Origin of the sequence: Streptomyces sp. NPDC059398 (assembly GCF_042751845.1) — a bacterium.
Taxonomy (GTDB): Bacteria; Actinomycetota; Actinomycetes; order Streptomycetales; family Streptomycetaceae; genus Streptomyces.
In genome coordinates this window covers 35,871-56,977 of the sequence record NZ_JBHYWP010000048.1, presented here as the reverse complement: position 1 = coordinate 56,977, position 21,107 = coordinate 35,871, and the positions used below count along the sequence as shown (strand labels likewise).

Annotated in this window: 16 protein-coding genes; 4 read left to right on the top strand and 12 right to left on the bottom strand. The window is 72.1% G+C overall.

The annotated features are described in order from the left end of the window. Window positions 1-64: 64 nt before the first annotated feature. The 7 genes from ACFXBC_RS18715 to hrcA all read right to left on the bottom strand — a co-directional run bounded on the left by ACFXBC_RS18715 (window position 65) and on the right by hrcA (window position 9,154). Entirely contained in the window at window positions 65-3,274 is a 3,210-nt protein-coding gene (locus tag ACFXBC_RS18715) for a S41 family peptidase (protein ID WP_385024987.1), read from the bottom strand. A gap of 5 nt (window positions 3,275-3,279) precedes the next feature. After that, complete coding sequence (locus ACFXBC_RS18710; protein WP_385024984.1) at window positions 3,280-4,230, bottom strand: ATP-binding protein; 951 nt, start codon at window positions 4,228-4,230, stop codon at window positions 3,280-3,282. 116 nt (window positions 4,231-4,346) lie between these two features. Beyond that, entirely contained in the window at window positions 4,347-4,865 is a 519-nt protein-coding gene (locus ACFXBC_RS18705) for a hypothetical protein (protein WP_385024980.1), read from the bottom strand. Between the two features lie 196 nt (window positions 4,866-5,061). Next, the gene (locus tag ACFXBC_RS18700; RefSeq protein ID WP_385024978.1) at window positions 5,062-5,820 is read right to left on the bottom strand and encodes a 16S rRNA (uracil(1498)-N(3))-methyltransferase; all 759 of its coding nucleotides are present in this window, start codon (window positions 5,818-5,820) and stop codon (window positions 5,062-5,064) included. Beyond that, on the bottom strand, window positions 5,817-6,893 hold the full coding sequence (locus ACFXBC_RS18695; protein ID WP_385024975.1) for a nitronate monooxygenase: 1,077 nt from the start codon (window positions 6,891-6,893) through the stop codon (window positions 5,817-5,819). The genes ACFXBC_RS18700 and ACFXBC_RS18695 overlap by 4 nt, the downstream gene beginning before the upstream one ends. A gap of 113 nt (window positions 6,894-7,006) precedes the next feature. Next, a complete protein-coding gene (dnaJ, locus tag ACFXBC_RS18690; RefSeq protein WP_385024972.1) occupies window positions 7,007-8,143 on the bottom strand; it encodes a molecular chaperone DnaJ in 1,137 nt (378 codons plus the stop codon). After that, on the bottom strand, window positions 8,144-9,154 hold the full coding sequence (gene hrcA, locus ACFXBC_RS18685) for a heat-inducible transcriptional repressor HrcA (RefSeq protein WP_385024969.1): 1,011 nt from the start codon (window positions 9,152-9,154) through the stop codon (window positions 8,144-8,146). 157 nt (window positions 9,155-9,311) lie between these two features. Here hrcA and ACFXBC_RS18680 point away from each other — a divergent pair, with 157 nt between their 5' ends. Together ACFXBC_RS18680 and ACFXBC_RS18675 are read left to right on the top strand one after the other, a co-directional pair. Beyond that, window positions 9,312-10,157 (top strand): MBL fold metallo-hydrolase, encoded by an 846-nt coding sequence (locus ACFXBC_RS18680; protein WP_385024966.1) that lies wholly within the window; start codon window positions 9,312-9,314, stop codon window positions 10,155-10,157. A 10-nt stretch (window positions 10,158-10,167) separates the two neighbouring features. Continuing rightward, the gene (locus tag ACFXBC_RS18675) at window positions 10,168-10,986 is read left to right on the top strand and encodes a DUF3097 domain-containing protein (RefSeq protein WP_385024963.1); all 819 of its coding nucleotides are present in this window, start codon (window positions 10,168-10,170) and stop codon (window positions 10,984-10,986) included. A 90-nt stretch (window positions 10,987-11,076) separates the two neighbouring features. Here ACFXBC_RS18675 and hemW read toward each other — a convergent pair whose 3' ends face one another. The 4 genes from hemW to lepA form a co-directional block, all read right to left on the bottom strand. Beyond that, entirely contained in the window at window positions 11,077-12,279 is a 1,203-nt protein-coding gene (gene hemW / locus ACFXBC_RS18670; protein ID WP_385024993.1) for a radical SAM family heme chaperone HemW, read from the bottom strand. A 56-nt stretch (window positions 12,280-12,335) separates the two neighbouring features. Beyond that, a complete protein-coding gene (locus ACFXBC_RS18665; protein ID WP_385024960.1) occupies window positions 12,336-14,231 on the bottom strand; it encodes a SpoIIE family protein phosphatase in 1,896 nt (631 codons plus the stop codon). Window positions 14,232-14,692: 461 nt separating this feature from the next. Continuing rightward, window positions 14,693-16,582, bottom strand: coding sequence for an AMP-dependent synthetase/ligase (locus ACFXBC_RS18660; protein ID WP_385024957.1), 1,890 nt, complete (start codon window positions 16,580-16,582; stop codon window positions 14,693-14,695). Window positions 16,583-16,833: 251 nt separating this feature from the next. After that, a complete protein-coding gene (lepA, locus tag ACFXBC_RS18655) occupies window positions 16,834-18,702 on the bottom strand; it encodes a translation elongation factor 4 (protein WP_385024954.1) in 1,869 nt (622 codons plus the stop codon). Between the two features lie 238 nt (window positions 18,703-18,940). On the opposite strand from lepA, the gene rpsT reads away from it, so the two are divergent. Further along, window positions 18,941-19,207 (top strand): 30S ribosomal protein S20, encoded by a 267-nt coding sequence (rpsT, locus tag ACFXBC_RS18650; protein WP_385024951.1) that lies wholly within the window; start codon window positions 18,941-18,943, stop codon window positions 19,205-19,207. Window positions 19,208-19,574: 367 nt separating this feature from the next. Here the strand turns inward: rpsT and holA are convergent, their stop codons facing one another. Then, window positions 19,575-20,579, bottom strand: a complete 1,005-nt coding sequence (gene holA, locus ACFXBC_RS18645) for a DNA polymerase III subunit delta (RefSeq protein WP_385024948.1) — start codon at window positions 20,577-20,579, stop codon at window positions 19,575-19,577. A 140-nt stretch (window positions 20,580-20,719) separates the two neighbouring features. On the opposite strand from holA, the gene ACFXBC_RS18640 reads away from it, so the two are divergent. Next, window positions 20,720-20,956, top strand: a complete 237-nt coding sequence (locus ACFXBC_RS18640) for a hypothetical protein (RefSeq protein WP_385024945.1) — start codon at window positions 20,720-20,722, stop codon at window positions 20,954-20,956. Window positions 20,957-21,107: the final 151 nt, after the last annotated feature.

The window sequence follows — 21,107 nt, the reverse complement described above, 5'->3', positions numbered from 1 at the left end:
TCGCGACAGGCTTCGCGCCGCGCGGGTGCCGCCCCCGGCGCGGCGGCGGGGGGGCGCGCGGCCGTCAGCCCGGCAGGCCCGGCGGGGTCTTCGCCGGGGTCTCCTCCAGGGCGGCGAGCGCGATCCTGACCGCCTCGTCCAGCTGCGGGTCGCGCCCCGCCGCGTGGTCCTGCGGTGCCTGGACCACCTCGACGTCCGGGTCGACCCCGTGGTTCTCCACGCCCCAGCCGTAACCCTCCAGCCAGAAGGCGTACTTGGGCTGGGTCACCAGGGTCCCGTCGACCAGCCGGTACCGGCTGTCGATCCCGATGACGCCGCCCCAGGTGCGGGTGCCGACCACGGGTCCGATCCGCAGTGCCTTGATCGCCGCGTTCACGATGTCGCCGTCCGAGCCGGAGAACTCGTTGGCGACGGCCACCACAGGGCCGCGCGGGGCGTCCTGCGGATAGCTGGACGGCCGCATCCCCCGCGGCAGGTCCCAGCCGACGATACGGCGGGCCAGCTTCTCCACCACCAGCTGCGAGGTGTGGCCGCCGCGGTTCTCCCGTACGTCGACGACCAGGCCCTCCCTGGCCACTTCGACCCGCAGGTCGCGGTGGAGCTGCGCCCAGCCGGAGCCGACCATGTCGGGGACGTGCAGATAGCCGAGCCGGCCCCCGGACCGCTCATGGACATAGGCCCGGCGGTCGGCCACCCACGCGTGGTAGCGCAGCGCCTCCTCGTCCCCGGTCGGTACGACCACCACATGGCGGGGGTCGCCCCCGTCCGCGGGTGAGACGGTGAGCTCGACGGGCTTGCCCGCCGAGCCGGTGAGCAGCGGTGCGGGGCCGGTGAGCGGGTCGACCGGCTGGCCGTCGACGGCGAGCACGGTGTCACCCGCGCGGACCGCGACGCCCGGCGCGGCGAGCGGTGAGCGTGCCGCGGGGTCGGAGGTCTCCGAAGGCAGCACCCGGTCGATACGCCAACGGCCGTCCTCCGTACGGGAGATGTCGGCGCCGAGCAACCCCTGCCGGGTGGTGTCGTCGCGCCAGCCGCCGAGCGGTGTCACATAGGCGTGCGAGGTGCCCAGCTCGCCCTGGACCTCCCAGAGCAGGTCGACCAGGTCGTCGTGGGTGGCGATGCGGTCGAGGACCGGCCGGTACCGGTCCAGGACCCCGTCCCAGTCCACACCGGACATGTCGGGGCGCCAGAAGTTGTCCCGCATGATGCGCCCGGCCTCCTCGTACATCTGCCGCCACTCGGCGGCCGGGTCGAGGGTCCGGCGGATCCGGGAGAGGTCGACGGAGACACTGCGCTCGCTGTCCTCGTCCGCCTCGGGCTTGGAGACCCGGCTGTCCGAGGGGACGACGCGCAGCTTGCCGTCCGTGTGCAGCACCAGCCGCTTGCCGTCGCCGCTGACCTCGAAGTGGTCTACGTCCGGGGCGAGTTCCTCCTCGCGCAGCTTCTCCAGGTCGTACCGCTCCAGGACGGTACCGGGCCAGGGGGCGTCGGGGGTGGCCCCGCTCGTGCCGAGGACCCCGCGCAGCGGATGGCGCAGCCAGAGCAGTCCGTCCCTGGCGGCGCGCAGCGTCGAGTAGCTGCCGGCCTCGACGGGCAGCGGAACGATCCGGTCGGCGAGACCTTCGAGGTCGATCCGGGTGACGGGCAGCGCGGTGGGTGCGTCGTGCTCGTCGGCCTCCTTGTCCTTCTCGGTCGCGCGGCCGTGCCGCTGCGGCCCGAAAGGGGACGGTGTGGTCGCGGCGAGCGTCAGCAGATGCGGGCGGCAGGTGCCGATGAACGCCATGTCGAAGACGTGCGCGTCGTAGACCGGGTCGAAGGCGCGCTCGGAGAGGAAGGCGAGGTGCTTGCCGTCGGCCGTGAAGGCCGGGGCGAAGTCCCGGAAGCGCAGCGGGGTGGCATCGGCGACGGAGAGGTCGGCGAGGTGCGCGAGCTTGAGCTGGCGCAGCGGCTCCGGGCCGGGGTGCGACCAGGCGAGCCAGGCGGAGTCGGGTGAGAAGACCAGGCCCGACACGTCACCGTCGGCGCTGCGGTCCACCTCGTGCACATCGCCGGACTCGCGCTCGACGACCAGCAGCCGTCCGTCGTGTGCGGCGACGGCGAACCGGCTGCCGTCCGGGGCCGCGGCGAGCCCGAGCACCCGGCCGATACGGCCCTGGGCGATACGGCGCGGGGCGGCGGCCGGGCCTGCCCCGGTCGCGGGCGCGCACTCCAGGGCGTCCTCGCCCTCCGCGTCGGTGACCCAGACGACCTGCTCGGCGCCGTCCGCACGGAAGGTGCGGGGCAGTCTGGCCCGTACGCCCGGTTCGGCGGCCAGCGCGCGGACCGGGCCCTCGCGGTGGGTGACCCAGTGCACGGCGCCGCGCGACTCGACGGCGCTTCCGCGTCCGGTGCGGTCGGGGGAGACCGTGCCGATGTGGTGCCCGGCGCGCACGGAGTGCGGCTGGAGGTCGGTGCGCTGGCCGCCGAGGCGGACCTCGATCCGGCGGGGTCCGGCGCCTTCGAGGTCGTCGACGATCCACAGTTCACCGGCCGCCATGTAGACGACCCGGGTGCCGTCGGTGGCGGCCTGGCGGGCGTAGAACCCGTCGATGGGGGTGTGCCTGCGCAGCTCCGAGCCGTCCGGGAGCGAGGAGTAGAGCGCCCCGGTGCCCTCGTGGTCGGAGAGGAAGGCCACCCGGCCGCCCACCCAGAGCGGACACTCGATGTTGCCGTCCAGTCCGGCGTGCAGCCGTACGAAGTCGCCGCCGGTCTCACCGGTCCACAGCTTGCCCGCGGTGCCACCCCGGTACCGCTTCCAGCTGGCGGCCTCGCGGCCCATCGTCGCGGAGAGGAGCAGTACCCGCCCCTCCGGGCCGTACGCGAGGGAGCCGACCGGCCCGTACGGCAGGGTCCGTGCCGGGCCGCCGTCGACCGGGACGGCCCGCGCCCAGCTGCGCCGCAGCGAGACCTGGCCCTGGGTGCTGATGGCGAGCACCTCGCCGTCCGGGGTCCAGCCCCGGACCGACGTCCGGGCGTCGCCCCAGTACGTCAGACGCCTGGAGGGGCCGCCGTCGGACGGGGCGATATGCACCTCGGGTGCGCCGTCCCTGGTGGAGGTCCAGGCGATCCAGTGGCCGTCGGGCGATATCCGTGGATGGCTGACGGGGCTGTTGTCGGCGCTGACACGCCAGGCACGGCCGCCGTCGAGCGGGGCCATCCAGACGTCGTCCTCTGCGGTGAAGGCGATCAGATCGCCCTGGACATGCGGAAACCGGAGATAGGAAGGCTGTGTCACAGGGATCACCCTAGGCTGTCGCCCAGTCCGGCGAGCCTGAGTTGTCCGTACTCCCGGTGCGCCAGCGGCAGCCGGTAGGTCCCGCCGCGCTGCGCGAGCACCACCGACGAACTCACCAGCGAGGCGAGCGAGGATCCGTCCGGGAAGACCGTGCGGACCTGCTCGGCGGTGAAGGGTCCGGTGAACGCCGACAGCCGGGCCCAGAGCAGCCGTTCGGCCCTGCTGCACAGCTCGTGGCTCCACTCGACGGTCTCCAGGAGCGTGCGGTGCCTGGCCGGGTCGCCGGGGCCGTCGGTGAGGACGGCGAAGCGCCCGCCGGGCGAGCGGAGCACTTCGTACAGCTCCTTGGCGGGCATCTGCCGCAGGCTCCGGGCGGCGAGGAGGGTGGAGAGCGGATCGCCGTCGAGCTGCCCGGCCAGCCGCCCGGCCCAGCAGTCCGGCAGCTCCACACCGTATGAGGCGGCGTGCTCCCTGAGCAGTCCGGCGGTCTGTTCGCGGGACAGCGGCGCGACCTCCACCAGGTCCTCGCCCGGTACGCCGAGCGGTCTGCGGCTGGTGGTCAGGATCCGCAGCTCAGGACAGCTGTCGTGCAGCCGGCCGACGAGGTACGCGCAGCCCGTCAGCACATGTTCACAGGTGTCGAGGAGGAGCAGCCCCCGGCTGTCGGCGAGCAGGTCGAGCACCGCGCGCACCGGGTCGGTGCCGGGGGCGGGCGCGGTGTGCAGCGCGGTGGCCACCAGGTACGGGACGAGCGCCGCGTCCGGGCAGCCGGAGAGGTCGACCCGGTGCACGGGCGCACCGGTGCGCGGGGCGGCGTCGCTGACTCTGCCGGCCAGCCGTGACTTGCCGACGCCGCCGGGGCCCGTGAGGGTCACCAGACGGGTGGCGGCGAGGCGTTCGGAGAGCGCACCGAGCTCCGGCTCGGGCAGGACGTCCGGTTCGGGAAGTGCAGCCATGGCCCCACTCTGACCGGCGAAAGCCCGCCGCGCGCGGGAGTGGGGCGAAGATCCGTACACCTAAATCCGCGGGCGGGATACCTAGACGGGATACCTAAGTGCCGGCCGGGCGGTGGCTACTTGCCCGGGTACTGGGTGACGGTGGCGGTCACCGTCACCGTGGGATGTGCCCCGCCGCCGCCGTGGTCCGAGGCGCGCGGCGCTGTGGCGGTGTCGTGGTGCGGGGCCGCGCAGTTGCCAAGGAGGGTGGCCCTGAAGGCCAGTTGCCCGCCGACCGTGCTGGTCAGGCTGCCGCCCACACAGCGTCCGTCGACGCTCCTGGTCACCCGGCCCTTGACCGTGATGTCCTTCTTGTCCTTGGTCCTGCCCTGGCAGTCGACCTCTGCCACGCGGTGCTTGGCGGTGGAGGACGCGGGCGAGGCGCCGCCCTCGGCGTCCGCGGTGCAGGAGAGCCAGGTGACGCCGACGCCGTGGTGCTCAAGGGCGCTGGTGGCGGTGGTGTCGGTGGTGTAGGCGATGGATGCGGTGTTCAGCCCGTCGACCGGATCGCAGGCCGTGAGGCCCGACACGGCCGCGCAGACGGCGCCGAACGCCACGAGAACCGACCGGTATCGCACATGCCTCGATGCCCCCATACGGAGCAGGGTCCCACTCAACGGGCCCGAAGTGCAGCCTCTCTTCGGCCACTTCACTCTCGCGGGTGGCTTGACCACTCCGGCGGATGGCGGGCCACTCGCGGGTTTCGCGCCGCTCCCGCGGGTGGCGGACCGCTCGTAGCTTTCGCGCCGCCTCCGCGGGTGGCGGACCGGACCACTCCCCCTGCCGGACGGCTCAGCTCCAGCGTCCCGTCCTGGCCAGCAGCAGCGCCGCCGCGGCCGTCCCCGCCGTGGAGGTCCGCAGCACACTGCGCCCCAGCCGGTACACCCCGGCCCCGGCCGCCGTGAACGCCGCGAGCTCCTCCGGTGACACTCCCCCTTCGGGGCCGACCACCAGCACGATCCCGCCCCGGGCGGGCAGTTCGGCCGCGGCCAGCGGCTCGCTGCCGTACTCCTGGTCCTCGTGCAGCACCCCCGCCAGGTCGGCGTCGGCGAGGAGCGCGGCGACCTGCTTGGTGCTCAGCGCTTCGGTGACCTCGGGAAAGCGGGTCCGCCGGGACTGCTTGCCCGACTCCCGTGCCGTACTGCGCCATTTGGCGAGGGACTTGGCGCCCCGGTCGCCGCGCCACTGGGTGATGCAGCGCGACGCCTGCCAGGGCACGATCACGTCGACGCCGGTCTCGGTCATGGTCTCGACGGCGACCTCGCCGCGGTCGCCCTTGGGCAGCGCTTGTACGACGGTGATCCGCGGGACCGGTGACGCGTCCTCGGTGCAGGCGTCCACCCGGAGCTCCAGCCGGTCCTTGCCCTCGGCCGCCAGGACCACGCACTGCGCCCAGCGGCCCGCGCCGTCGGTCAGTACGACGTCCTCGCCCGCCCGCAGCCGCTTCACGGAGACCGCGTGCCGGCCCTCGGGGCCGTCCAGGAGGAAGGTGGCGCCGGATGCCGTACCCGGTCCTGGGACCGTCTCGACGACGAAGACCGGGGCGGTCATGACGCGTCGCCCCCGGCCAACACCGCGCGGGCGGCTGCCAGTTCGGAGATCAGCACCTCGACCAGCTGTCCCGCGGGCAGTTCCCGGGCGAGGCGGTGGCCCTGCCCGGCCCAGAGCGCCATGCCCTGGGCGTCGCCCACCCCGGCGGCGGCCTTGCGCAGTCCGGCGGTGAGGTAGTGCACCTGGGGGTAGGCGGCGGGGGCGTACGGGCCGTGCTCGCGCATGAAGCGGTTGACGAGGCCGCGCGCTGGGCGCCCGCTGAACGCGCGGGTGAGATCCGTGCGGACGAAGAGCGGATTGGTCATGGCCTGCTTGTGCAGCCTGTTCGCCCCGGACTCGGGGCACACCAGGAAGGCCGTACCGAGCTGGGCCGCGTCCGCGCCCGCCGCGAGCACCGCGGCGATCTGGGCGCCGCGCATCAGCCCGCCGGCCGCCACGACCGGCAGCTGCACGGTCTCCCTGACCTGCGTGATGAGCGACAGCACCCCGATGCCCGTGCCGTCGTTCTGCGGGTCGTCGCGGTGGGTGCCCTGGTGGCCGCCCGCCTCGATGCCCTGCACACAGACCGCGTCGGCACCGCACCACTGGGCGGTCTGCGCCTCCTCGGGAGTGGTGACGGTGACGATGGTGAAGGTGCCGGCCCGGTCGAAGGCGTCGAGCACGTCACGGGAGGGGCAGCCGAAGGTGAAGGAGACGGCCGGGACCGGGTTGTCGAGCAGTACGGCCAGCTTGGCCTCGTACCCGTCGTCCGTGCTGCCGTGGACATCGCCGAGGGGCGTCTCGTACCAGGTGGACTCACCGGCGAGCTGGTGGCTGTAGACCTCGACGGCGGCCGGGTCGGGGTTGCTCTCGGACTGCGGCATGAAGAGGTTCACGCCGAAGGGCAGCGAGGTCAGCCCGCGCAGCTGTTTGATCTCCTCGTACATGCCGTCCGCGGTCTTGTACCCGGCGGCGAGGAACCCGAGACCGCCGGCCTCGGAGACGGCTGCGGCGAGCTGCGGGCCTGAAGCACCGCCCGCCATGGGGGCCTGCACGATCGGATATCGGCAGAGATCGGCGAGTACGGAGGACATGACCGCATCGTGCCACGTCCTCCGCACCGCACCGAATCGGTGGCGGCCCGAAGACGACCGCCGGGGCGTCGGCCCCCGGGTGCCCGGGCCCCCGGCAGAAGAACAACCGCGGGCTACCTCCCGTTGAACGCGTCCTTCAACCGGGAGAACAGCCCCTGCTGCCCCGGCTGGAACTGGCCGGTCGGGCGTTCCTCGCCGCGCATCTTGGCGAAGTCCCGCAGCAGCCGCTCCTGTTCGGCGTCCATCTTCGTCGGGGTGAGCACCTCGACATGCACGATCAGGTCGCCACGGCCACCGCCGCGCAGATGCGTGATGCCGCGCTGGTGCATCGGGATCGACTGGCCGGACTGCGTGCCCGGCCGGATGTCGACCTCCTCCAGCGCGTCCAGCGTCTCCAGCGGCACCTTCGTGCCCAGCGCCGCCGCCGTCATCGGGACCGTCACCGTGCAGTGCAGATCGTCGCCGCGCCGCTGGAAGACCGCGTGCGGCAGCTCGTGGATCTCGACGTACAGATCACCGGCGGGGCCGCCGCCGGGGCCGACCTCGCCCTCGCCCGCGAGCTGGATCCGGGTGCCGTTGTCGACACCGGCCGGGATCTTCACCGTCAGGGTGCGGCGGGAGCGGATGCGCCCGTCGCCCGCGCACTCGGGGCACGGGGTCGGCACGACCGTACCGAAGCCCTGGCACTGCGGGCAGGGCCGCGATGTCATGACCTGACCCAGGAAGGACCGGGTGACCTGTGAGACCTCGCCACGGCCGCGGCACATGTCGCAGGTCTGGGCCGAGGTGCCGGGGGCGGCGCCCTCGCCGCTGCAGGTCGTGCAGACCACAGCGGTGTCGACCTGGATGTCCTTCGTGGTGCCGAAGGCCGACTCGTTGAGGTCGATCTCCAGCCGGATCATCGCGTCCTGGCCGCGCCGCGTACGCGACCTCGGCCCGCGCTGGGACGACGTACCGAAGAACGCGTCCATGATGTCCGAGAAGTTGCCGAAGCCGCCCTGGCCGAAGCCGCCGGCTCCGCCGCCGCCCGCCTGCGAGAGCGGGTCGCCCCCGAGGTCGTAGACCTGCTTCTTCTGCGGGTCCGACAGCACCTCGTAGGCGGCGTTGATCTCCTTGAAGCGTTCCTGCGTCTTGGGATCGGGATTGACGTCCGGGTGGAGCTCGCGCGCCAATCGCCGGAATGCCTTCTTGATCTCGTCCTGGGAAGCGTCGCGGCGCACGCCGAGAACGGCGTAATAGTCCGTGGCCACTTACGACTCCGCCAGGATCTGTCCGACGTAACGTGCCACTGCGCGTACCGCTCCCATCGTTCCGGGGTAGTCCATGCGGGTCGGTCCGACCACGCCGAGTTTGGCGACTGCCTCGTCGCCCGAACCGTAGCCGACGGCGACGACCGATGTGGACGTCAGGCCCTCGTGGGCATTCTCATGCCCGATGCGTACGGTCATGCCCGAGTCCTCACCGAGCAGCTTGAGCAGCACGACCTGCTCCTCAAGCGCTTCCAGCACCGGCCTGATGGTCAGTGGGAAGTCATGTCCGAATCGCGTCAGATTGGCGGTTCCGCCGATCATCAGCCGTTCCTCGGTCTCCTCGACCAGCGTTTCGAGCAAGGTCGCGAGCACCGTGGAAACCGTACCCCGGTCCTCCTGTTCGAAGGACTCGGGCAGGTCCTGCACCAATTGTGGGACGTCCGCGAAGCGCCGCCCCACCACCCTGCTGTTGAGCCGGGCGCGGAGGTCCGCGAGAGAAGTCTCACCGAACGGCGCCGGGCAGTCGATCATGCGCTGTTCGACCCGTCCGGTGTCCGTGATCAGTACGAGCATCAGCCGGGCCGGGGCCAGCGCGAGCAGTTCCACGTGCCGCACCGTGGAACGGGTCAGCGACGGGTACTGCACCACGGCGACCTGCCGGGTGAGCTGGGCCAGCAGCCGTACGGTCCTGGCCACCACGTCGTCGAGGTCGACGGCGCCGTCCATGAAGTTCTGGATGGCGCGCCGCTCGGGCGACGAGAGGGGCTTGACCCCCGCGAGCCGGTCGACGAACAGCCGGTACCCCTTGTCCGTGGGGATGCGGCCCGCGCTCGTGTGCGGCTGGGCGATGAATCCCTCGTCCTCCAGGGCCGCCATGTCATTGCGGACGGTGGCCGGTGAGACACCGAGCCGGTGCCGCTCGGTGAGCGCCTTGGAACCGACCGGCTCCTCGGTGCCCACATAGTCCTGGACGATGGCGCGCAACACTTCGAGTCTGCGTTCGCTGAGCACCCGCGCACACCTCCAGCTGTCGATCCGGACCTTCCTGGCACTCGGAATGTTCGAGTGCCAGCAGCGTCCCAGTGTACGGCGGAGGGGTTCACCGCTGGCAAGGGCGGCCTGTCGCGCGGTCGCGCCGGTCTCCGCCGGGCGGGGATAACGTCGGGGTATGGACGCCACTGACCCCTCTTGGACAATCTCCTCCTGGGAAAACTCCGGCTGGGAGCATCTGGCGCCCGGCGTGGGCCGGTGCCGGCTCCCGCGCTGGGACGCCACGGCCGGGCTGGTGGCGGGCCGCTACGGCGCGCTGCTCTTCGACACGGGCGCGACCCTGCGCGAGGGCCGGGAGGTCCGGCTGCGCGCGGAGGCGGCGCTGGGCCGCCGGGTGACCCATGTCGCGCTGAGCCATCCGCACTTCGACCATGTGCTGGGCACGGCCGCGTTCGCAGGCGTCCAGGTGTACGGGGCGGTGGGGACGGAGGCGCTGCTCACCCGGGGCTCGCGCGGCGCCGACGCACTGCGCGAGGACGCGGTACGGCACGGGGTCCCGGCGGCCGAGGCCGCCGAGGCGGTGGCGCATCTGGTCGCCCCGCACCATCCCGTCTCCGGGGAGCTGACCCTCGACCTGGGCGGCCGGAGGGTCACCCTGGTGAACTGCGGCCCCGGCCACACCGGCCACGACCTGGCGCTGCTCGTCCCGGGCGGGAGCGGAGGGCCGGGCCACGGCGAGTCGGGTGGGTACGGCGGGCCGGGTGGGCACGGCGGACCGGGCGGGAGGCCCGAGGGGGCGCCGGGCGGCCGTACCGTCGTCTTCTGCGGTGATCTGGTCGAGGAGTCGGGCGAGCCTCAGGCGGGCCCGGACGCGATGCCGGGGCGCTGGCCCGCCGCGCTGGACCGGCTGCTGGCGCTGGGCGGCGAGGACGCCCTGTACGTACCGGGGCACGGGGCCGTGGTCGACGCCGCGTTCGTCCGTGCTCAGCGGCGGATGCTGGCAGCGCGCCCCGGGGTGTCGTAGCGTCTGCGGAATGCGCAGCTACAGCCCCGACTTCACGCCGCCGTGGAAGAAGCAGACACCCGCCCGCGAGGTCGCGGCCGAGCCGGATCTGGTGGTCGAGGAGATCGCCACCGGTTTCTGCGGTGCGGTGATCAGGTGCGAGAAGACGGCCGAGGGTCCGACGGTCACCCTGGAGGACCGCTTCGGCAAGCACCGGGTGTTCCCGATGGGGCCGCGCGCCTTCCTTCTGGAGGGCCGCCCGGTCACACTCGTACGCCCCACCGCGGCGCCCCGGCGCAGCGACCGGACCGCGTCCGGTTCGCTGGCGGTGCCGGGCGCGCGGGCGCGGGTGGCGCGGGCCGGGCGGATCTATGTCGAGGGGCGCCACGACGCGGAGCTGGTCGAGCGGGTGTGGGGCGACGATCTGCGGATCGAGGGGGTCGTGGTCGAGTATCTGGGGGGCATCGACGATCTGCCCGGGATCGTCGCGGAGTTCGCCCCGGCGGCGGACGCGCGGCTGGGGGTGCTGGTCGACCACCTGGTCCCCGGTTCGAAGGAGTCCCGGATCGCGGCGGAGGTCTCCAGTGACCATGCGCTGGTGGTGGGGCACCCCTACATCGATGTCTGGGAGGCGGTGAAGCCGTCGTCCGTGGGGATCGCGGGGTGGCCGTCCGTACCGCGCGGACAGGACTGGAAGACGGGGGTGTGCCGGGAGCTGGGCTGGCCCGAGAACACCGGCGCCGCCTGGCAGCGCATCCTCGCGAACGTACGGTCCTACCGCGATCTGGAGCCCGCGCTGCTGGGCCGCGTCGAGGAACTGATCGACTTCGTGACGGCACCGGAGGACTGACGCCCCTCCTGGGGGCGCCTCCCAGCGGTAGCTGGGGGAGATTGAGGAGCGGGGTCCGGGGCGGGAGCCCCGAGTGGGCGGCGCCGGCCCTCAGTCCACCAGGTCCCGCACCACCGCGTCGGCCAGCAACCGCCCCCGCAGGGTGAGCACCGCCCGCCCCGCCTCGTAGGCCCCCGCATCGAGCAGCCCGTCCCCCAGGGCGCGCCGGGAAGCGGCGAGCCCCGCCGGGGCCAGGATGTCCAGCGGGCAGCCGTCGCGCAGCCGCAGTTCCAGCAGGATGCGCTCCACCCGGCGGTCCTCGGCCGGCAGGATCTCCCGGCCCGCGCCGGGTGACTTCCCGGCCGCCAGGGCCGCCGCGTACGCGCCGGGGTGCTTGACGTTCCACCAGCGCACGCCGCCGATGTGGCTGTGCGCGCCGGGGCCCGCGCCCCACCAGTCCGCACCGCGCCAGTACAGCTCGTTGTGCAGACAGCGGCCCGCATCGGTGGTGGACCAGTTGGAGACCTCGTACCAGGAGAACCCCGCGTCGGCCAGTACCGAGTCCGCGATCAGATAGCGGTCCGCGTGTTCGTCGTCGTCGGTCATCGGCACCTCGCCGCGGCGGATCCGGCGGGCCAGCTGGGTGCCCTCCTCGACGATGAGCGCGTAGGCGGAGATGTGGTCGGGCCCGGCGCCGACCGCCGCCGAGAGCGACGCCCGCCAGTCGTCGTCGGACTCCCCCGGCGTGCCGTAGATCAGGTCCAGATTGACGTGCTCGAAGCCCGCCGCGCGCGCCTCGGCGACACACGCCTCGGGCCTGCCCGGGGTGTGGGTGCGGTCGAGGATCTTCAGGACGTGCTGCCGCGCGCTCTGCATCCCGAACGAGATCCGGTTGAACCCCCCGGCCCGCAGCTCCGCCAGATACTCCGGGCCGACGGACTCGGGGTTGGCCTCGGTGGTGATCTCGGCGTCCTCGGCGAGGCCGAACTCGTCCCGGACCGCCGCGAGCATCCGTACCAGGTCCGCCGCGTCGAGCAGGGTCGGTGTGCCACCGCCGACGAAGACCGTGCTCACCGGCCGCGGGTCGTCGCCGAGCACCTTGCGGGCCAGCCGGACCTCCTCGGTGAGGGTCGTGGCGTAGTTGTCCTGCGAGGCCAGCACACCGCCCGAACCGCGCAGCTCGGTCGCGGTGTAGGTGTTGAAGTCGCAGTACCCGCAGCGCGTCGCGCAGTAGGGCACATGCAGATAGAACCCGAGCGGCCGCTCACCCGCACCCTTCAGGGCATGACCGGGCAGCGCCCCGTCATCGGGCATGGGCTCACCATCGGGCAGTACGGAAGGCATGCCCCCATTGTCCCCCGGCCCCGGGACTACTCCGCCCGCAGCACCAGGAGCGCCATGTCGTCGTCCAGCGGCTCCACGCCGAACGCGTAGACCGCCTGCTTGATCCGCTCGGCGACGCCCTCGGCGGTCAGCCCCGCGCAGCCCGCGAGCTCGGCCGAGAGTCCGTCGCCGTCGTCGAACATGCGCGGGCCGGCCCGCCGCTCGGTGACGCCGTCGGTGACACAGAGCAGTGTGTCGCCCGGCAGCAGGTCGAAGGTCTCGCTCTCGTACGCGACGCCCTCGACCACACCCAGCAGCATCTGGGGCGCGGCGGCGGCCCGTACGGTCCCGTCGGGGCTCAGCAGGAGGGGCAGCGGGTGGCCCGCGCTGGCCAGGGTGCACCGCACTCCGGCGCCGCCGGGCAGCGGCACCAGCTCGCCGTAGAGCAGGGAGAGGAACCGGGACTGGGGGTCCTCGTGCAGCTCCTGGCCGCCCGCCACCGCGACCATCCGGGCCGCCGCCTCGGCGGTCTCCATCGCGTCGTCGAGCAGCAGCTTGTTGAGCCGGTCCAGCACCTCGGAGACCTGGTAGCCCTCGCGGGCGAGCAGCCGCAGCCAGGGGCGCGCGAGCCCGGTGACGACAGCCGCCTCCGGGCCGCTGCCCTGGACATCACCGAGCGCGAAGCACCAGCGGCCACCCGCGCTCTCGCCGGGGAAGACGTCGTAGAAGTCGCCGCCCGCGACGCCCTCACCGCGCGGCTCGTAGACAAGGGCGCTGTCCACGCCGGGGATCTCGGCGACGCTGCTGGGCAGCAGTCCGCGCTGCAGGACCCGGCTGATGGTGGCCTGCCGGGTGTACTGGCGGGCGGCGCTGACCGCCAGCGCGACCCGGCGCGCGAAGTCGCCCACCAGGGCGGTCACTTCCTCGTGGGCGCGGCGCCCGGCGTTGCGGCCGAGGAGCAGGGTGCCCAGCGGGCGGCCCGCGGTGAGCAGCCGGTAGCCGAGCACCGTGCCGTCGGCGCCTGCCGCACCGTCGGCGAGTGGCCACTCCAGGGGTACGGCGCCGCCGCGCGCCGAATCGGGCAGCTGCGGCGGGTCCTTCTCCAGTACGGCCCGCAGCTCGTCGATCCGGTTCTCGTGGGCGTGCCAGACCCGCGACAGCCTCGGTCTGCGCCCGGGGCCGCCGGCCTCCGGGTCCAGCCAGACGGCGCACCAGTCGCCGAGCCTGGGCACCAGGAGCTGTCCGGCCAGGGCGGCGATCATGTCCTCGTCGAACTGCCCGGCGAGCAGTTCGGATGCCTCGGCGAGGAAGCTGAGCGCCCCGCTGCTGCTCCACTCGCGTTCGCCGCCCTGTGCGCGCCGGGGCGCGGGGGCCAGGATCTCGGCGGCGCGCAGTCCGCGCCGGAGGCTGCCGCTGCCGGGGGCGGGCCGCGGATCGCCGCCGTCGAGCGGCAGCCGGGTCCAGACCGTCTTGAGTCCGGTCCGGTAGGTGATGCCCCAGGCCTCGGCCAGGGAGGAGACGAGCCGCAGCCCGCGGCCGTACTCCGGCATGCCGTCGTGCTGGTCCTCCGGTTCGTTGCGCACCTCCCGGGACGGGTGGTGGTCGGACACCTCGATCACCAGGGCGGGCGCCTCGTCGCCCGCCGCGCCTTCCAGCCGTACGAGCACCTCGACCGTGGTGCCGGCGTGCACGACGGCGTTGGTGACGAGTTCACTGACGATCAGGACGGAGTCCTCGGCCAGCTGGTCGGTGAACCCGGTGGTGGCGGGCAGCCCGAGCGCGGTCCAGTCGGCCAGCGCGGCCCGGACGAATCTGCGGGCGGCCGACGGGGACAGCGGGTTGCCGGGCAGGCTGGTGCGGACCACCGACGACACGCCGTCCGCCGGACCTGAGGGGCGCACGGCGGGGCCCGCTGTCTCCCTCTGTACGGGAATGGACCCCACTCGGTGGCTCCCTGACCGGATCTGGCGTTGCGCGACGACGACAACGACAGAGTGACAGACCGGGCCCGCCCATATGCGTCGAGTTACTCAAATGGGCCGTGTCGAATGGAGAAGGCACTGGTCGGCGGGGTGGCGGAGACTGGGATTCCGGTACGGCGACGGCCCCGGCCGGGATCCTGCCGCCGTCCGGAGGTGTCCCTCGGACGAGGGAACGGGAGAGGCGGGGCACGGCGTGCGGGGCGGGGCACGGCGGTGGCCCGCGGAACAGGACCGGCGGCTGAGCCTGCCACCGGTCCTGTTCCGCGCCCGTCCCGTGCGCCCCCTATGCCCCGTGCGCCCCCCTGGGCTGTGTCCGCTGGGCCGTGTCCGCTGAGCCGTGTCCGCTGAGCCGTGTCCGCTGAGCCGTCTCCGCTGAGCCGTCTCCGCGAAGTGCCGACAGGCCCTGACGCCCCGCGCTGCCGCTATGCCTCGCGCGTCCCCGCGTACATCTCCTCGATGAGCCCCTTGTACTCGCGCTCGACGACCGGCCGCTTCAGCTTGAGGCTGGGGGTCAGCTCGCCGTGCTCGATGTCCAGATCGCGGGGCAGCAGCCGGAACTTCTTGACGGTCTGCCAGCGCTGGAGCCCCTCGTTGAGCCGCTGCACATAGCCGTCGATCAGCGACTCGACCTCCTTGGACGCCACCACGTCGGCGTAGCTCCGGCCGCCCAGGCCGTTCTCCTCGGCCCAGCCCAGGATGGTCGGCTCGTCCAGGGCGATCAGGGCCGTACAGAAGTTACGGTCCGCGCCGTGCACCAGGATGTTGGAGACGAACGGGCAGACCGCCTTGAACTGGCCCTCGACCTCGGCCGGTGCGATGTACTTGCCGCCGGACGTCTTGATCAGGTCCTTCTTGCGGTCGGTGATCCGCAGATAGCCGTCGGACGACAGCTCACCGATGTCGCCGGTGTGGAACCAGCCGTCGGACTCCAGCACTTCGGCGGTCTTCTCCGGCTGCCGGTGGTAGCCCGCCATGATGCCGGGCCCGCGCAGCATGACCTCGCCGTCGTCGGCGATCCGGACCTCGGTGCCGGGCAGCGGCTTGCCGACGGTGCCGGTGCGGTAGGCCTCGCCGGGGTTGACGAAGGAGGCGGCGCTGGACTCGGTGAGGCCGTACCCCTCCAGGATGTGGATGCCCGCCCCGGCGAAGAAGAGCCCGATGTCGGGGGCGAGCGCGGCCGAGCCCGAGACACAGGCACGCAGCCGCCCGCCGAAGGCCTCGCGGATCTTGGCGTACACCAGGGCGTCCGCGGCCTTGTGCTTCGCGGAGAGCGCGAACGGCGCCGAAGCGGAGCCCGTGTGCCGGAAGTTGTCCTGAGTGACCTTCGCGTACTCGCGCGCCACGTCGGCGGCCCACTGGAAGATCTTGTACTTGGCCGCGCCGCCGGCCCGCGCCTTGGCCGCGACCCCGTTGTAGACCTTCTCGAAGATCCTGGGGACGGCTGCCATATAGGTCGGCTGGACGACCGGAAGGTTCTCGATGATCTTGTCAACCCGGCCGTCGACCGCGGTGACATGGCCGACCTCGATCTGGCCGGATGTGAGCACCTTGCCGAAGACGTGCGCGAGCGGCAGCCAGAGGTACTGGACGTCATCCTTGGTGATCAGCCCGGTGCTCACGGTGGCCTTGGCCATGTACGACCAGTTGTCGTGCGGCAGCCGGACCCCCTTGGGCCTGCCGGTGGTGCCCGACGTGTAGATCAGGGTGGCGAGCTGGTCGGCGGTGATGGCACCGATCCGCTCCTTGACCGCCCCGGGGTTCGCCGCCAGGTACGCGGCCCCGCGGGCCTCCAGATCGGCGAGCGACAGGACCCAGTCGGCCTCGTCCGTCGGGTCGGGCTCCAGGCCCGCGCTGTCGATCACCACGACATGACGGAGGTCGGGCAGCTCGGCACGGCGTTCCCGCGCCTTGGCCAGCTGCGCGGCGTCCTCGGCGATCAGCACCCGGCTCTCGGAGTCGGAGAGGATGTACGCGGATTCCTCGGTATTGGTCGACGGGTAGATCGTCGTCGTCGCGGCTCCCGCGCACATCACGCCGAGGTCGGCCAGGATCCACTCCACCCGGGTCGACGAGGCGAGCGCGACGCGCTCCTCGGGCCGCACGCCGAGTTCGACGAGACCGGCGGCGATGGCGTACACCCGCTCGGCCGCCTGGCCCCAGCTCAGGGACTTCCACTCGTCGGGCCCCTCGCCGGAGGCCGCGGGCACCGGATAGCGGTACGCCTCGGCATCGGGCGTCTCGGCAACCCGCTGGGTGAAAAGGGTCGCCACGGAGGGCGGCCGGGTCTCGATCAAAGTCTGTGTGTCGCTCACGACGTCGTCCTCCGGGCCTGCGGGCAGCTCTGCGCGACTGGCTGGTGGCTGTTATTAAACTGGCGAGTAACTAGTGATCAGAGTAGAGCGCCGCTGTCCCCCAACGTAAGAGGGAACGGCCGTGTGCTTCATAACGAACGGGCCCCCGTGCCGTAGCGCGGGGGCCCGTCTGCCGACTGCCGTTCCGGTTGCCGCCGTTTCCCGACGGTTCCTGGCGTTCTCGTACCGGTCTCGTACCGTTCTCGTACCGGCTACTTCTTCTTGCTCTCGCCGGACTCGTCGGTCGACAGCACCGCGATGAAGGCCTCCTGCGGGACCTCCACATTGCCGACCATCTTCATCCGCTTCTTGCCTTCCTTCTGCTTCTCCAGCAGCTTCCGCTTACGGGAGATGTCACCGCCGTAGCACTTGGCGAGCACGTCCTTGCGGATGGCGCGGACGGTCTCACGGGCGATGACACGGGCGCCGATGGCCGCCTGGATCGGCACCTCGAAGTTCTGCCGCGGGATCAGCTTCTGCAGCTTGGCGACGAGCCGCACCCCGTACGCGTACGCCTTGTCCTTGTGCGTGACGGCGGAGAACGCGTCGACCTTGTCGCCGTGCAGCAGGATGTCGACCTTGACGAGCTGGGCCGCCTGCTCGCCGGTGGGCTCGTAGTCGAGCGAGGCGTAGCCGCGGGTCTTTGACTTCAGCTGGTCGAAGAAGTCGAAGACGATCTCGGCGAGGGGCAGGGTGTAGCGGATCTCGACCCGGTCCTCGGAGAGGTAGTCCATGCCGAGCAGGGTGCCGCGGCGGTTCTGGCACAGCTCCATGATCGCGCCGATGAACTCGCTGGGGGCCAGCACCGTGGCGCGTACGACCGGCTCGTGCACCTTGTCGATCTTCCCCTCGGGGAATTCGCTCGGGTTGGTGACGGTGTGCTCGGTGCCGTCCTCCATGTCCACGCGGTAGACCACGTTGGGCGCGGTGGCGATGAGCTCCAGATTGAACTCGCGCTCCAGCCGCTCCCGGACCACATCGAGGTGGAGCAGGCCGAGGAAGCCGACCCGGAAACCGAAGCCGAGTGCCGCCGAGGTCTCCGGCTCGTACACCAGGGCGGCGTCGTTGAGCTGGAGCTTCTCCAGGGCCTCGCGGAGGTCCGGGTAGTCCGAGCCGTCCAGCGGGTAGAGCCCGGAGAACACCATCGGCTTGGGGTCCTTGTAGCCGCCGAGCGGCTCGGTGGCGCCCTTCTGCAGCGAGGTGATGGTGTCACCGACCTTCGACTGCCTGACGTCCTTCACCCCGGTGATGATGTAGCCGACCTCGCCGACGCCCAGACCATCAGAAGGGGTCATCTCCGGCGAGGAGACGCCGATCTCCAGGAGCTCGTGGGTGGCGTTGGTGGACATCATCCGGATGCGCTCACGCTTGTTCAGCGAGCCGTCGACGACCCGGACGTACGTGACGACGCCCCGGTACGAGTCGTAGACCGAGTCGAAGATCATCGCGCGGGCGGGGGCGTCGGCCACCCCGACCGGGGCCGGGACGTCCTTGACGACCCGGTCGAGCAGCGCGTCCACCCCGACGCCGGTCTTCGCGGAAACCTTGAGCACGTCCTCGGGCTGGCAGCCGATGAGGTTCGCCAGCTCCTCGGAGAACTTCTCGGGCTGCGCGGCCGGCAGGTCGATCTTGTTGAGCACCGGAACGATCGTGAGGTCGTTCTCCATCGCCAGATAGAGGTTGGCGAGGGTCTGCGCCTCGATGCCCTGGGCCGCGTCGACCAGCAGGATCGTGCCCTCACAAGCGGCGAGGGAACGGGAGACCTCATAGGTGAAGTCCACGTGACCAGGGGTGTCGATCATGTTCAGGACATGGGTGGTGCCCAGGTCCCCGCCCGTGGTGGGCGCCCAGGGCAGCCGCACCGCCTGGGACTTGATCGTGATGCCGCGCTCGCGCTCGATGTCCATACGGTCGAGGTACTGGGCGCGCATCTGCCGCTGGTCGACCACCCCGGTCAGCTGGAGCATCCGGTCGGCAAGGGTCGACTTGCCGTGGTCGATGTGCGCGATGATGCAGAAATTGCGGATCAGCGCCGGGTCGGTACGGCTCGGCTCGGGCACGTGGGTAGGAGTCGCGGGCACGCAGGGTCCTGATTCTTGAGACGCCGGGCGTCTCGTCTCGGGCGATGGCGGATCGATACGTAGGCTCCATGGTCCCATGACCGGGGGGCCGATCCCGTTTTGGGCCGGTGGAGGGCGGGCTGGTACCGTGGTCAGCTGTGCCTCCTGGGCCTTCCGGTCGAACGCTCCACACGGTTCGTACCGGCCCGCGCGGAGGCATCGGAATGCTCGGAAATCATCGAACCTGAAAAGGCTTTTCGTGGCGAACATCAAGTCCCAGATCAAGCGGAACAAGACCAACGAGAAGGCGCGCCTGCGCAACAAGGCCGTCAAGTCGTCGCTCAAGACCGCGATCCGCAAGTCCCGTGAGGCCGCTGCCGCGGGCGACGTCGAGAAGGCCACCGCGGCCGCCCGGCTGGCCTCGCAGCAGCTCGACAAGGCCGTCAGCAAGGGCGTCATCCACAAGAACTCGGCGGCCAACAAGAAGTCGGCGATCGCCAAGCGCGTCGCCGCCATCTCCGCCTGAAGCTGACCGATCCGGTCCGGCCGCACGGCTGACCGCTTTCGAGTGACTTCGCTACGGGGCCTTTCCAGGCCCCACCCCGTCGTCCCGGGCCCAGCGGCCCCTCTACCGCTCCGGTACGACACCCCGCGCCGCACACGGCCTGCGTTCGCCACGCGGGTGCGGCGCACCAACGCTTGAGCCGGGGCCCCGCCTCTGTCCTTCCCCAGGATGGAGGCGGGGCCTTCGGTGTGGGGAGCCTTGGGGGCCCCACCGGGGTTGCCCGCCTTAGGCGCTTACGGCCTCCGGCGTCACGGCGCCGCCAGTCTCGGCGCCCCCGCGCTCTTCGGTGTCGGCAGACCCGGCATCCGCACTTGCGACGCCGGCCCGCTCAGCGGCGCATCCGGGCGGCGCGTGCCACCATGACCACGGCCCGTTCCAGCTCGTACTCCGGGTCGTCACCGCCGCCCTTGACCCCGGCGTCCGCCTGCGCGACCGCGCGCAGTGCCACCGCAAGCCCGTCGGGTGTCCAGCCGCGCATCTGCTGCCGTACCCGGTCGATCTTCCACGGCGGCATACCCAGCTCACGCGCGAGGTCGGCGGGGCGCCCGCCACGCGCCGACGAGAGCTTGCCGATGGCCCGGACCCCCTGCGCCAGAGCGCTGGTGATCAGTACCGGAGCGACCCCGGTCGACAGCGACCAGCGCAACGCCTCCAGCGCCTCGGCCGCACGCCCTTCGACGGCCCGGTCGGCGATCGTGAAACTGGAGGCCTCGGCGCGCCCCGTGTAGTACCGCCCGACGACCGCCTCGTCGATCGTGCCCTCGACGTCCGCGACGAGCTGCGAGACCGCGCTCGCGAGCTCCCGCAGATCACTGCCGATGGAGTCGACCAGCGCCTGGCACGCCTCGGGGGTCGCGGAACGGCCCAGGGCGCGGAACTCCGACCGTACGAAGGAGAGCCGCTCGGCCGGTTTGGTCGTCTTCGGACAGGCGATCTCGCGTGCGCCGGCCTTGCGTGCGGCGTCCAGCAGCCCCTTGCCCTTGGCGCCCCCGGCGTGGAGGAGCACCAGGGTGATCTCGTCGGCCGGGGCGCCGAGATAGCTCTTCACGTCCTTGATCGTGTCGGCGGAGAGGTCCTGTGCGTTCCGCACGATGACGACCTTGCGCTCCGCGAAGAGCGAGGGGCTGGTCAGCTCGGCGAGCGTGCCGGGCTGGAGCTGGTCGGACGTGAGATCGCGGACATCCGTGTCGGCGTCGGCCGCGCGGGCGGCGGCGACCACCTGCTGCACGGCGCGGTCGAGCAGCAGGTCCTCCTGGCCCACGGCGAGGGTGAGCGGCACGAGCGGGTCGTCCGCGGAGTTCCGCTGACTCTGTTGACTCTGTTTCCGGATCATCGCGGTCCAGCATCCCATGGGGCACTGACAAGCCCTGCGGACCTCCGTGGTGCCGGGGCCCCGGCCGAGCCGCCGCCCGCCGCACCGGGGCTCCGGCCGTGCCCGAGAATGGTCCGGTGAGCGATGTGAGAGATGCGGATGTGAGACACGTATTGGTACTGCCCGACCGCGACGCCGCCGAAGAGGTGGCCGGCGAGGTGGCCGACCGCTTCGGGGTGACCGACGAGCCCCAGCTGGTCCGGGACGCGCTGGCCGGGGAGGACGACGCCGAGGACGCGCAGTGGCTGGTCGTCGTCGAGGACCCGCAGCGGCGGCTGGACCCCCGGGCACTGGACGCGTTCGCGGCCGAGTACGAGGGGTGGCTGGAGGCCCCTTAGGAGGTGTGGGGATGCGGGGGTGTGGGGATGCGGGGGTGTGGGGCTGGCCTGGAGCCCCCCGCCCCGCGGCGCGGGGGGGGGCGCGCGCCCGCGCGCGGCGAGCGCCGGGGGCGGGGCCCCCGGGCGGCGGGGGTGTCGTAACTAGCGGGAC